At 38.5% G+C, this 13,093-nt stretch carries 15 protein-coding genes and 2 pseudogenes; 6 read left to right on the forward strand and 11 right to left on the reverse strand.

Annotated features, from left to right (window positions below; translation table 11 throughout):
• Positions 1 to 213: 213 nt before the first annotated feature.
• Entirely contained in the window at positions 214 to 1,437 is a 1,224-nt protein-coding gene (locus DWX61_RS09105) for a tyrosine-type recombinase/integrase (RefSeq protein WP_118041639.1), read from the reverse strand.
• Between the two features lie 231 nt (positions 1,438 to 1,668).
• Positions 1,669 to 1,863, reverse strand: a complete 195-nt coding sequence (locus tag DWX61_RS09110; protein WP_118041633.1) for a hypothetical protein — start codon at positions 1,861 to 1,863, stop codon at positions 1,669 to 1,671.
• 566 nt (positions 1,864 to 2,429) lie between these two features.
• Between DWX61_RS09110 and DWX61_RS09115 the strand changes: the two genes are divergently transcribed.
• From DWX61_RS09115 to DWX61_RS19260, 5 genes and pseudogenes are all read left to right on the forward strand, one after another.
• Positions 2,430 to 2,975 (forward strand): helix-turn-helix domain-containing protein, encoded by a 546-nt coding sequence (locus tag DWX61_RS09115; protein WP_118041631.1) that lies wholly within the window; start codon positions 2,430 to 2,432, stop codon positions 2,973 to 2,975.
• 624 nt (positions 2,976 to 3,599) lie between these two features.
• Positions 3,600 to 3,971, forward strand: coding sequence for a GntR family transcriptional regulator (locus DWX61_RS09120; RefSeq protein ID WP_008706402.1), 372 nt, complete (start codon positions 3,600 to 3,602; stop codon positions 3,969 to 3,971).
• An 11-nt stretch (positions 3,972 to 3,982) separates the two neighbouring features.
• On the forward strand, positions 3,983 to 4,840 hold the full coding sequence (locus tag DWX61_RS09125) for an ABC transporter ATP-binding protein (protein WP_022381160.1): 858 nt from the start codon (positions 3,983 to 3,985) through the stop codon (positions 4,838 to 4,840).
• Complete coding sequence (locus DWX61_RS09130; protein ID WP_118041629.1) at positions 4,837 to 5,463, forward strand: ABC-2 transporter permease; 627 nt, start codon at positions 4,837 to 4,839, stop codon at positions 5,461 to 5,463. The genes DWX61_RS09125 and DWX61_RS09130 overlap by 4 nt, the downstream gene beginning before the upstream one ends.
• A gap of 35 nt (positions 5,464 to 5,498) precedes the next feature.
• Positions 5,499 to 5,672: pseudogene (locus DWX61_RS19260) on the forward strand (cysteine-rich KTR domain-containing protein).
• Positions 5,673 to 5,714: 42 nt separating this feature from the next.
• On the opposite strand, the gene DWX61_RS09145 reads toward DWX61_RS19260, so the two are convergent.
• The 9 genes from DWX61_RS09145 to DWX61_RS09185 form a co-directional block, all read right to left on the reverse strand.
• Positions 5,715 to 6,455 carry a DUF6040 family protein gene (locus DWX61_RS09145; protein ID WP_227752363.1) on the reverse strand — a complete coding sequence of 247 codons (741 nt, stop codon included), beginning with the start codon at positions 6,453 to 6,455 and terminating at the stop codon, positions 5,715 to 5,717.
• Positions 6,388 to 7,383 (reverse strand): relaxase/mobilization nuclease domain-containing protein, encoded by a 996-nt coding sequence (locus DWX61_RS09150; protein WP_330637486.1) that lies wholly within the window; start codon positions 7,381 to 7,383, stop codon positions 6,388 to 6,390. Before DWX61_RS09150 ends, DWX61_RS09145 begins: the two co-directional genes overlap by 68 nt.
• Entirely contained in the window at positions 7,384 to 7,581 is a 198-nt protein-coding gene (locus DWX61_RS19265; RefSeq protein ID WP_244790444.1) for a hypothetical protein, read from the reverse strand.
• Positions 7,578 to 7,958: a plasmid mobilization protein gene (locus tag DWX61_RS09155; RefSeq protein ID WP_173703208.1), complete on the reverse strand. Its 381-nt coding sequence runs from the start codon at positions 7,956 to 7,958 to the stop codon at positions 7,578 to 7,580. The genes DWX61_RS19265 and DWX61_RS09155 overlap by 4 nt, the downstream gene beginning before the upstream one ends.
• Before the next feature lie 873 nt (positions 7,959 to 8,831).
• Positions 8,832 to 9,284: a hypothetical protein gene (locus DWX61_RS09165; RefSeq protein WP_118041625.1), complete on the reverse strand. Its 453-nt coding sequence runs from the start codon at positions 9,282 to 9,284 to the stop codon at positions 8,832 to 8,834.
• The gene (locus tag DWX61_RS09170) at positions 9,281 to 10,270 is read right to left on the reverse strand and encodes a ParM/StbA family protein (protein WP_173754485.1); all 990 of its coding nucleotides are present in this window, start codon (positions 10,268 to 10,270) and stop codon (positions 9,281 to 9,283) included. Before DWX61_RS09170 ends, DWX61_RS09165 begins: the two co-directional genes overlap by 4 nt.
• A 251-nt stretch (positions 10,271 to 10,521) precedes the next feature.
• On the reverse strand, positions 10,522 to 10,836 hold the full coding sequence (locus DWX61_RS09175; protein ID WP_118624927.1) for a helix-turn-helix domain-containing protein: 315 nt from the start codon (positions 10,834 to 10,836) through the stop codon (positions 10,522 to 10,524).
• 93 nt (positions 10,837 to 10,929) lie between these two features.
• On the reverse strand, positions 10,930 to 11,979 hold the full coding sequence (locus DWX61_RS09180) for a PDDEXK nuclease domain-containing protein (protein ID WP_118041621.1): 1,050 nt from the start codon (positions 11,977 to 11,979) through the stop codon (positions 10,930 to 10,932).
• A gap of 157 nt (positions 11,980 to 12,136) precedes the next feature.
• Positions 12,137 to 12,490: a TnpV protein gene (locus tag DWX61_RS09185; RefSeq protein ID WP_118624929.1), complete on the reverse strand. Its 354-nt coding sequence runs from the start codon at positions 12,488 to 12,490 to the stop codon at positions 12,137 to 12,139.
• A gap of 399 nt (positions 12,491 to 12,889) precedes the next feature.
• Here DWX61_RS09185 and DWX61_RS19270 point away from each other — a divergent pair.
• Positions 12,890 to 13,033 (forward strand): annotated as a pseudogene (locus DWX61_RS19270) (helix-turn-helix domain-containing protein); the annotation flags it as partial.
• Positions 13,034 to 13,093 lie beyond the last annotated feature (60 nt).

Below are 13,093 nucleotides of genomic sequence, written 5' to 3' on the forward strand. Positions count from 1 at the left end.
AGAAATCCCTTTACTTATCAGTACTAGCACATGGTGGAAGTTACTTTTTCATTCAACCAAGATTTTGTGAACCTTGATTTTACGGGCTTCACAGGGATTTTTCACTTGCTTTCGCACTCGATTTTCTTGATTTGACCACATTTTTACGACAAATCTTTTGGAAAATATATTCGTCTGATTTTCTTACCACATTTTACGACAACAATCTATGGTTTATACCACAGCAGGTACGGTTTCCGGCAGGTTCATTTTAGACATTTCATTCTCCACATGAGACTTTTCTGCAATATGATTGTAGACATTCATTGTAATCTGTGCATCTGAATGGCCCATCACATACTGCATAACTTTGGGATTGACATTGTTCTCACCCAGTCTGGTACATCCCGTATGCCGAAGGGTATGCGATGAAATAGGAGGCATCAGCTCCGGCTCTCGCTTCTCTTCTTCTGCCAGTTTGCTTTCTTTCTTATTATAGGCATTAACAATATTTTTCAGAAAGCTGTTCACTCCCGCCGGCATGATCGGACGCCCATGTTTTGTATTGAAGATGAATCCACTACGTCCACCGATCTCAACATTACTCTGCAAACCAAGCATCAGATTCAGTTCTCTCTGCTTACGGAACGCATCATATACCATCTGTGTCATAGGAATATCTCTGATTCCTGCATCCGTTTTGGTTTCTGAATCATGGAAACAATATCCTTCATCACCTTCATAATACACAAGCTGTCCACCTACATGAATCTCCCGGTTCTTCATATCCACATCTGACCAGGTTAAGCCGATAGTCTCACTCACTCTCAGGCAAGCCCCAAACATAACCTGCATCATCGGAAGATGAAGCTTATACACATTACTCTGTTCAACAAACTCCAGAAGTTTTTCCTGCTGTTCCAGTGTCAGTGCTTCTTTCTCTTTTGCCGGAGCCCCATAATCTCCAAGTGTTCCAGTTACCGGATTCTTACGGATAATCCCGTCTTCCACTGCCAGTTCAAAACTGGGATTCAATAAGCCATAAAGACCTTTGATCGTACTGTGTGCAAGTCCTTCATCTGACAATGCTGAAAAGAATGTCCTTACATGAGATGTCTTAAAATCCAAAACACGAATATTTCCCAAAGTATTTCGTATACGGTAGTCCCACATACGGATATAATTCTTTTTCGTTCTTTCCTTGATATTCTTTGTTGCCACGTATCGCTCAAACAACGTATTTACAGTCAGCTTCTTGACTGATGCATCTGTAATAAGCAGATCATCCATATCCTTATTGATTTTCTTTTCCATTTCTCGCAGACTCGCCAGATCAGCTGCATAAACCGAATTACGCTTTCCGGTAATTTCATCCTTGTAGCGATACTCATAACGTCCATCCGGACGCTGGTATTCACCTGTTTTTAAATTTCTGCCTTTATTATCTTTTCTTGCCATATCAATCATTCCTTTCACTTCATTTTTCGTTATTCGGAATGATTTTTGTCCTGTCGGTATCAGTTATTTACTGCCTGATATCTGCTCACAGATTAACATAATATTTTATGATTTCCAAGGGTAAATTCCTGCAAAATGCTAATTTTTATTTGCCTGTTTCTCAGGAATATTTTACCCTTTTCACTTTTCATTCCGAAGGAAAGTTGTTGTATTTTATCCTTTTATCTTTCATTACACTGCCATTGCATCAAGATATTTTTTTATCTTATCCACGTTATAGAGAACACGTCTTCCAACAATCACTCTTGCTTCTGCATGGTCTGCAATTTTCTTTGCAGTTACTTCTCCGCAGGATAACATTGCCATTAATCCTTCAATATCTACCGTCAGACGATTCTCAGACTTATACTCTGTTGTTTTTCTCATGATGCACATACCTCCTTTCCTCCGTATTCTTCTGCATCACCTCCCAGACAGCGGTTATGCCCGTTGTCAGTACATATACTTTTTGTTTGGACTTCTTACGATGATTTTCCATTCTGTTCGGCGTGTTGGCTTCCATTTGTATATGGCGGTGTCAACGTTACAATTGACCTCTATCAGAAATCTTTCTGAATACTGGCAGCTTCTTCTCAAGCATACCAGCCGTTGCCGGAGTATCTTCGGTTTCCACATACTACTCTCTGATACAGCGGTGGAATCCTGTGTTACCTTTAAGCCCCGAAAGGCACCCATACAGCTCATTTAATTTTCAAGGTTCAACAATCAAAAGTTTTTGTAGGTATACATTTTTGTGCCTATTTCGATTTAATGCCATTATATCCCCAGTTACTGCTAATGTCAATAGCACTTCATGCGTTTTAGGTTCTTTTTTGTACTCTTTTTTATTGATTTTCTGCTATCTTGTGTTATAATATGGACAAATAGTTATTCATTTCTTGATTTTACTATCTTCTATGGATGTTTATCAGGACTAATGCAGAGGTGACTTTATGAATTTTAATCTGAAACTAAAAAAAATCCGGACATTCCGGAAAATGACACAAAAAGAACTGTCAGAGAAGATCGGACTGACCGATCAGCATAGAATTGTACAATATGAAAAAGGCGTTCGTGTTCCAAAAAAAGATCTGGTTGATAAAATGGCTAATGCTCTGGATGTCAATCCTTATACCCTCTATGATACCGCTGGACGTGACGCTTCCGAAATGATGGAACTGCTTTTCTGGCTGGATGAATTTAATCCATCTGCCCTGCATCTGTTTCTTCCTCGGAAATTTCCTGGTGAAAAATGCAATGAAGTAGCAGACACTTCCGTTTACTACCATGACAATGATAACTGGCCTGCCCATGCTCCTGTCTGTATGTGGTTTGATTATGGGGTTCTGAATGATTTTCTGAAAGAATGGGTAGTTCGAATGGATGAACTGAAATCCGGCGAGATTACCAGAGATGAGTATTTTGAATGGAAAATCAACTGGCCACAGACCTGTGATGGTTGCGGAAAGTTTGAACCTAAGAAAAAATGGCGAATATAGCAAATACAATGCTCCTCAAAACTGGAAAATATTCCAATAATGGGGAGTTACTATTCTTTTTTAATCTAATGCTCTTCTGCTATATGTATTTTTCATCACTCAACTACTTTATAGCCAGCATTTGTAATTACACAAATCGCTTCGCTTTTTCTTTCAAACAAGTATTAAGTACCTCTTCCCAAACAGCATATTCCCGTCTATCTGGATATTCTTTAACAACTACTTCACTGCCAATCTGAATATATGGTAACCGCTTAATTTTTAGATACGATAGAAAAAATCCCCGACTACTTTTCAGTAGCCGGAGCACCTTGACAATTCACATATGATTAATTTGATTCGTTTGCACGACGTTCGATTTCAGCTTTGACGATTTCGTTCCATGGAGCCAGAAGTTCTAATTCATCATCGCTCATCCTATCATTATCGTGCTGATTTGCACAAAGAAATAACCTTATTATGCCGGTTGACAGGTTGGATTACGCTGATTTTTTGAAAACTTTATATGGTATATTTTAATGAATGAATTGTAGGATTACTTTATTGACATTTCTGACACTATCATATACACTGTACATATCGTATAAGTACGCATATATCAAAAGGTGGTGAGAGGAAGTTAGAATGGAAATTATCATAAGTAATAGTAGTGATAAGCCTATTTATGAACAAATTGCTATGCAGATCAAGAGTTTAATCATGAATGGTACCCTATCTGCCGGAGAAGCCCTGCCTTCCATGCGTGCACTGGCAAAAGACCTGCATATAAGTGTTATTACTGTTCAACGAGCTTACGAAGATTTAACTCGAGATGGGTTTATCGAAACCGTATCGGGAAAAGGTAGTTTTGTTGCATCACCAAATAAAGAATTTATTCAAGAAGAACAACTACGAATAGCAGAAGAACTTTTAGAAAAGGTTGCTATAATCGGTCGTACTCATGGTATCAGCTATGAGCAAATGGCTAATATTCTAAAACTATTTTTTGAAGAATGAGAGGTGGAATTATGGAACAGAACAGTATTGTTGTAAAAAATGTTACTAAAAAATTTGATGATTTTATGTTAGATCATATTTCATTTACAGTTCCTACAGGACGTATTGTGGGTTTCATAGGAGAAAATGGTGCTGGAAAAAGTACAACTATCAATTTAATTTTAGACCAGTTAAAGTTGGATGCGGGTGAAATAAGAATATTGGGTAAACAAAATCACTCTTATTTGCATAAAGAAAACATTGGTGTTGTTTTTGACGAATGTAAATTCCATTCCGTCTTAAATGCAAAAGATATTGCCCAAATCCTTTCGGGATCTTATAAAACATGGGATATGAATTTGTTTGAAGAATATATGAAACGCCTTGATGTTCCATTAAATAAATCAATAGGGCAACTTTCAAAAGGTATGAAGATGAAATTGTCAATTATTTGTGCACTATCGCATAGACCCCAGATTCTGATTTTAGACGAAGCAACAACAGGGTTAGATCCTGTTGTACGAGATGAAATTTTGGATATTTTTTTAGAATTTATTCAAGATGAAGAACACTCTATTTTGTTCTCTACACATATAACCTCTGACATACAAAAGGTTGCTGACTATGTAATTCTGATTCATAATGGAAAAATTATTTTTGAGGAAAAGAAAGATGACCTTATTTATAATTATGGAATTATACGCTGTAAAAAATCAGAATTTAATACTGTTTCGCCAGATGACTATGTATGTTGTCGAGAAACAAATCTTAGCGTGGAATGCTTAATACATGACAAAGTAGCTGCAAAAAAAAGATACAAAAATCTAATTATTGATAATGCTTCTATTGAGGACATTATGCTGTTCTATATCAAAGGAGGTGTCAAATGAAAGGATTGGTTTTTAAGGATTTATTGCTTATGAAGAAAATGAATAAAAAAGTCATTTTTGTAATGTATTTTTTTGTAATAGCAATTTCATTCTTCGGAGAGAATGAAGTTTACTCAATTATGTCATCGGCTTTTTTTTCACTTTTTATCGGTATGCACTTAATGATGACCATGACCTATGATGGATTGACTTCATGGAAACAATATGAATTAACCTTGCCGATGAGTAAGTACCAAATCATTTTCAGTAAGTATTTGACTAGCTTGCTTCTTGTTCCGATTAGTATAATGGGTACAGTTATCATTTATATCATTCGTTATGTGGTTTATCATAATTTTACACTTAGCCAGTTTGGTTTTTCTATCGCCATTGCAATAGCATTACCTGTTTTATGGTGTTCTATATGTTTAGCAATAGCACAGTGGTTTGGCTATATGAGAGTTCAGTATGTGAGAATGATTTGCACACTTCTCGTTATCTTTTTCGTAAGCAAAATATCAAAAGATATGAAATACGTTACTCAAAATTTGGTTAAAAATCCTATGTTGATTGCTATTTTTGCTTTGGGTATAGTAGTTTCATCGTATTTTGTTAGTGTTATAGGATACTCAAGGAAAAAATAAAAGTAGAGGTGCAAATAAAAGTAAGTGTCGAGTGGGTGCGTTGCCTTGTCTGCGGAAATAAAACACGTGACAAAATCCGAGAAGATACTGTCTATTAAAAAACTTTCCCACTCTTTTGTTCGAAGTGTAAAAGCAAATGCCTAATCAACATTGCACAATTCCATATGACTGCTATTAAAACGCCAGACGCACAGCCGCAGAGCCGATAAAACACAGTTCTTTGAACTATGGTTATCGGCTTTTGTATTTTCCTAATCATAGTGATTATCAGCATACAGGCTTTTTTCTTCAAACTTCTTCTGAAAATACATTTTAAGCAGCATGATTCCCACATTGATAAATCCAAATGTCAAAATCAAATTCACTGGCAGATATTCTCTAATTACATCTCCAAGCACTGCTATCCCCGAAAGACTTCCGATTAAAAACATCTGTGAAATTTTATCCCACATTTTTTTGTATATCTTTATTATTTCCATAATTATCGCCATTATAATTACCACTATGAGAAGGACCGCTACGATTGCCAGAATTCTGATAACCCATGCTTCTCCACATGTATATGCTATTTTCTGGTTAAATCCGTTATCATAGGTTGGATGTGCCAACCATTCACAAAATTGAAAATACCACATGAATGGAGTCCTGAAAAAATCTATGAAATCATTCTGAAAAGCACCGTTCTGCATAATTACAAACAGGATTACCGTAATGTATCCCATTCCCCAAAAATATTCCGTATCCCTCATTTTTTCGGTTCTGGCTTTTACTTCTTTTTTCGCTTTACGGATTTCCAGCTCTGCCCGTTTCTTTTCGTTACGGGCCTTTGTTTCTGCCTGTTCCATCTTTTTCTCTGCTTCTTTTTGTTTCTTCTGTGCTTCATCTACTGCTTCAACAGATGATTTATTCACCTGTATCTGCAGTTTAGAGTTCTGGTCCCGAACGTCTTTTATTTCTTCTTCGAGCTGTTCTTGCTCTTTCCTGCTCTTCAAACCATTCCTGTTCCTCAGATCGTCGTTGCTCTGCTGAAGCGATTGATTCAGCTTCTGCGTTTCGGACAGTTCTGTTGTTAAACGCTGAATTTCTACGGTTGATTTCCGAACTTCTTCTCGCAATTTCTGCCTGTCGAATAAGATCATCCGTTTCTCTTCTTCCAGTGTCTGTATCTGCTTTTTCTGTGTTCGCATGAACTCTTTCGCTTTCTCGAAACTCTGTACAAGAATATCCCTCTCCACTTTGAGCTTGATCGGTGATTCCTCTGGTGTCTGTGATGGCTGCGTCAAGCTCTCTGTAATAGTTTCTGAGTTCTTCGGCTGCTCTGCTGTCTCTGTCGGCTGCAACTCTGGATTTTTCCCTATTTCCATTAAATTCATTCTCCAATCCCTCCTTACTGATATCCAGATGAAATGTTTTAGACAGATTGCTGTCACGCACTTTCTTTCCATCCTGGTTCTGAAAAGTGATGTGCTTACGTTTCTCTGTCCAGTTTACGTTCCATCCAAACTGTTTCATTTTTTCTATAAACTTTTCTTTGCTGATACAATTTTCCAGTGCCTTTAATACCGCCATTGCACAGTCCGCTACAAAACTGTCCTTTACCTGTTGACGGAACAGGTTATATTTATCTTTGCTCCACGCAATGACTTCCCCTTTTTCAATCTGGCTTCCATCAAAGTGCTTTCCTTTCTCGGCAACTGTCAGTCCACGTTCCCGGCACATCTGGTTGGTAAGCTGTTTCATACGTTCCAAATCTTTTCTGGTATTATGCAGCTTTCTCCCATCTTCATAACTCACTGAATTGGTAACCAGATGGCAGTGAATATGCTCTTTATCCTTATGCACAGCCACTAACGTCTGGAATCCACTAAACCATTTTTCTGCAAACTCTTTTCCAAATTCAAACGCCTGCTCCAGAATAATCTACTCGTCCTTATGCCAGGAAATAATGTTGTGGGCATACATTCTCCCAGAATCTTTATTCCACATCTTCTTTTCTTCTAAAAAGGTTCTATACACCAGATCATAGTTAATCTCATCATGGCAGTACGGGCCTGTTACATAGGTAAGCAGTTCGCCGGTCTTGTCTTGTCGTAAAACATATTCGATACAATTTCTCATTGCTCCATGTGTATTTGTCCGCTTATTAATCGTCTTATTAACCGCCATATTCTTTCACTCTCCTTCCGGTACTTGAGGACATTTTTATTGAGGAAATATAACATACTGTCGTTTGGGATTTCTCCATCTGTATGCAGTTTTCTTGCAATCTGATTGATATTTGTAGTCGCTCCCCGGAGCTGACAAAGGATGTCTGCAAACATCTGGTTCAGTCTTTTCAGTTCTTCCACTTCCTCTGCAGATACTATTTTCAAATCTGCGATTGCTTTTATCACAACTTCCTGCTGTGTTCTTCCGGATTCTTTGACCTTACTCTGAAGCAGATCGTATTCTGCTTTATTCATTCGTATGGTTACTGTATGATTTCGTTTTCTCATAGGCTTTCGGCTCCTTTCTTTGCTTAATTTTCATTCTTTATTGACTGATACGATATTCTGACTGATAAACCAATAAAGGGATTCCATAAGGATGCTGGACATCCAGTGGATGTCCGTTTAGCACCGACCGAAGTGGAGCGAAGACAATGCTCCTTTGGTGGGTGCAGGGTGCATGACGTCCAGTGGACGTCAGCTTTGCACCGACCGGAGCGGCGGCGGAGACAAGTCCTAGTCAATCAGTAAGTGTTCCACAGGAATGTCCGGTGGACATTTCGCGGGGATACTTACGCTATTGACGTGCCGGGGTTCCAGGGGCGGAGCCCTCTGGCAAGTTTAGGAACAGCCCAAAGGCTGGCTCCGGTGCAGAGTGGCTTGCCACTTTGCGAAACTTGCCTGTCATCTCCCCACCACTGAACCGACACCCACCAAGCCATATTTTCCACCCTACGTTATCAAATCAAAATGGAGATGACGGTGGTTTTGTGGTGCAGGGACAGACTGTTTCATAAAGAGAAAAGCTCCCATTTCGATAGATTTTCTCTTTCTGAAACAGGCTGTTCATGCATCACTCCGATGCGAAGTATCGGACAATCATGTGCCGTATCCGGCACTCTATTCTTTTCTTCGCCTTGCTTGTTCAATCCACCCATCTGCCAACGTTTTTCTGTTATATTTTCCTGTTATTTCTGTCTTTCTTTTTCTGGATCTCTTTCCATTTCTGCTAAAAGACATAAAAATAGCAGTCATAAACATTTTTCCAATTCATAATGTCTGAAATGTCATCACTGCCATTGTCTTTTTCTGCTATTCTGTTTTTGTAAAGCTATTCCTTACTGTCAGTCTGTTTTCCTGTTACTGCTATTTCATAACCGTCTAAAAACTGTCTGCAAAATCCAGTGCTGCATCCATATCAGCTTCTTTCTCCCAGTCCAGATTATCTTCTGCGATCTCTCCATCCGTTTTCTCCATTGTTAGTGTTCTGTCAGGCAGATTAATTTCTCCTACCGATTCTTTTACAAACGGTACAAGCATTTCCATCAGATTCTTCGCTATAGCCATCGGGACGGATTCTTTCACTCCATCCCTGACAGCTGTTTCCACTCTTTCCAAAAACGCATCTTCCTTTTCTCTGGTTTCCAGATACGGATCTGCTTCATTCCTGTACTCTCTGGAAAAATAATCGTTTAAAGCAACTACAACTGCTCTGGTGTACGATTTATATTTTTCCCTGTTCATCGTCTGCAAATATTCCCATGCCTGCCTGTCCTGTTCATCACAAAGATTCAAACGGATATTTGTGTTGATGATTTTCCGTTCTTTTCTCATACAAGCATCCCTCCGTTTCTCTGGATTTTCCTTACGGTCATTGCTTCATAGCCTTTCGCTGTGGCACAGATGTCCCGTACAATCATTACCCGACTCTTGTCATATTCTCCAAAATTCTGGATCATACAACCGCCACCGCCGACCACATACAAACGCATCAGTTCTGGATTATATTCCCGTTCTCTCAGCTTATGGAAGATTTCTTTCGTATAATCTCTGGCAGCTTTACGAATGACTGTCAGATATTTCTCACCAATATCTGCTGTCCCGGTACGGATCACCTGCTCAATCACCAGATCGTCCACCACTGTTCCCAGTTCTTTCAGCAGGGATTCCCTTACAGTAAGCACACACTGATGCGTTCCATATTTCTCTGTAAAGCATTTCTTCTCTAATGGACGGGAATTGTTGATATACATGATGTTCATAGTTCCGTTTCCAATATCCACAAGCATGTTGATTCCTTTGAAATCCTGTAAGCGGTAAAAGGCTGCTGCAAATCCCTGTGGGTAAATATCAGCGCCTGCAAACTCTACATGATACTCTTTATTGCGGAATATAAAATCCACGCTTTCATTCTGGAGAAGATATTTCTGGAAATCTTCTTTCTGTGTAACTACTGCGATGAAAAGCTCCACTGGAGCTTTTCCCTGCACGCTAAAGTGCCAGGTAAGTGGAAGTCCGGCTGCAATGTGTACCTTTGCCCGGTTCATACCTTTCCCATCCAGTTCCCTTGCGATAGCCGCCAGTGTCAGCACATAATAGTCCTCGTCCTGCGTTTTCTCTGCACAGAACTCCTTGTGTTCCTCTCCGATCTGGTAATACATGCCATTGTAAACAAGAAGATTGTTCTGAAAGATTGGCTCCTTGTCATATCTGGCTACACCGGATGGAAAGCATCTGGTGGCAGTTTTCATGTTTCCATAACCATGATCAATCCCGATCACCATAACTGTTTCATTTCTGTTATTTTTCATCATTCTCATAATCATACCTCATTCTTTCTTTTCTTATCCAATCCCATTAATACTTACGTGAATTGATAAGATGGATATTTTATTTACTGGTTCTTTAATAATTCATATTTAATAACATGGATTATTAATAGCAACGGTTTGTCCAGTATGGGATTTACCATATCTGGTTTTCCTATTTTCTGATGTCCGGAGATAGAAATTTCCTATGACCTGATTGTCCAAAATTGGACTATCCACCCTTAGGCACTTCTCTTCTCCACTTAATCATTTTCTTCTCCTAATGGAACTTCCCGGATAATATATTCGGTATCGCCATAAAAGCCATACTCATTACGCAATCTATGACGTTCCACATATCCATGATACTCTAATTCCTTAATTGCAGAACGAACAGAATCAATCCCATCTCTGCTCAATGTTGCCAGTCCTTGCATATTGTAATTCCAGTCATCTGGCAAACTTAACATCAGCGATAATAGACCTTTCGCTTTCAATGTCAGATTCTTATTCTTGAAATGATGATTACTCATTACCGTAAAATTCTTAGTTCTCTCTACACGAAAAATCTGTGCCATTCTATCTCACTTCCTTTCCAGATAGAAAAAGACGCAAGCCACATTTCTATGACTCACGCCTTTCTCTGCACTTCATTATTAAATTGAAAATTTCTATTCTTCTTTCCTTTGTTCTAACAATTCTCTCGCATTTGCAATAGCAAGGGATAGCTTCTGTTCTAAAAGTTCTTTTGGAGGCATTTGGGTCATATACTGTCCCACATGAATATTTCCATGATCCAATTGCATTAATTCTATAGTTTCCTGTGATTTTTCTGCACATAATATAAGTGCAACAGGACTTTCTTCACCTTCCACTCTTTCATTCTTTTCCAGCCATCGCAAATACAGCTCGACTTGTCCTTTATCCTGCGGTTCAAATTCCCCAAGCTTTAGTTCAACAAGAACCAACCTTCTCAAGCCTCTATGATAGAATAATAAATCCATATAGTAGTCCTTGCCATCCAGTACAAAATGTTTCTGTCTTGCTAAAAATGCAAAATCCGATCCCATTTCCAGAATAAATTTTTCTAATTCTGCAAGAATAGCATTTTCTAAATCTTTTTCACTATAAGTATCACGTAAACCGAGAAAATCAAGCATATATGGATCTCTGTAAAAAAGATCCAGACTCATTTTTCCATCATCTCGTAATTCCGCAATTTCATTTTTAATCGTTTCTTCTGGTTTCTTCGATATTGCAGTTCGTTCATAAAGCATGGATTTTTTTCTTTCACGCAGTGTTCGCACTGACCAGTTTTCCTGCATACACATTGCAGCATAAAAATCTCTTTTTAACTCATCTTGTATTGGCAGAATCTCTACAAAATGCGACCAGGTCAATTGTTGCGACAATGTCGCAACTTTTTCGAAGTCAGGAAATTCCTGATAAAACTTAATCATTCTTGAAATTGATGTTTTATCAAATCCCGAACCATACTCCTGTTCCAGCCGTTTACTGACTTCTGCAACAACCTTTTTTCCATACTCAGGCTTGTTATTTCCAGTTAACTCCACACTAAGTCTTTTTCCAATTCCCCAATTAAGAGAAATAATGGCATCATTCACAACTTTTTTTACATTAGTTTTCTTTTCCCTGATTAACGCATTTATTTCATCATAAATATTATCAATATTATCTGCTATTAATATCTCTTTTTTCATTATCGATTCCCTTCTATAACTTGAAATGCCAAATTGGCATTTCAAAACTGTCCCAACTGCTTACTGTTATATTACCCTATTTTTCTCATTCTGCCTACTGCTTTTTCATGGTCACATATAATAATGAGGTCGCATTCCACGACCTCATCACCTTCATTTAAACATAAATCAATTCCTTGAGAATAATCTCTTCCGCAATCGCTCTGTGCTGATTAGCAGTTCTTACCCAGGCAATCTGATCTGCTTCTTTATCTGGCAATGGTTCTTTTTCTTCCAACTGTTTCAGAATCATTTCTTCCCGTTCTCTGGCTGCCTTATCTACTTCCAGAAGATGCTCTCCAATGGTATCCTGTAAAAGCATCACCTGATAGGTTGAATTTCGATAGTTCTTCAGATAATCTCTACGAAGAAAACCATACTTGCCAAGTTGCTCCATCTGCTCACCGGATTTATAGGTGAGATTTGGAATCAGATATCCATTTACATTTGTATACGTTATAACAGTGGACATTCGCAATCCGCTTCGCTACTTGCTCATGAACGCAGTCACTTCGTAGCCTGCGTTCATATTATTAGCACTCTCCATTTCTCATCATTTTTTGACCACAAATTTACGACATTTACGACAAATCTGACACTGCTTTACAATACCAAACAAAATGACCGATGCCCCGGAAAGCCTGTAAAACAGGCACTTCTAGGATACACAAGACAGGACAAAAATCAACTTCCATTATCAAGAGGTGAGTGCTAATTATTTTGTGAACTCTTTGTGATTGTTAATTGAAAAAGTAAATGCAACCCTTAGGTCTTTTTGTTCTTAAACACAGACATAGGGGTTGCATTTACCTCTGCAATCATAGTAACATGAACTTACTCTCAGGCTCCAACATGAAAGGAGTTTCTATTTATGAATACTTTTTTTGAATCCAACAAAGGCAAACACTTTACACTCTCTGACAGAATCTCTATCGAGGCTGGCATCGAAAAAAGATGGAGCTTCAAAAAGATTGCTGACGAACTTGGCAAGAGCCCTTCCTCTGTTTCCAGGGAAGTTCGACGCCATCTGATCTTTTCCCCTCACTATTACGATGACCACAGCCGCAGGAAAACC

Origin of the sequence: Ruminococcus sp. AF20-12LB, assembly GCF_003478985.1 — a bacterium.
Classification (GTDB): domain Bacteria; phylum Bacillota; class Clostridia; order Lachnospirales; family Lachnospiraceae; genus Blautia_A.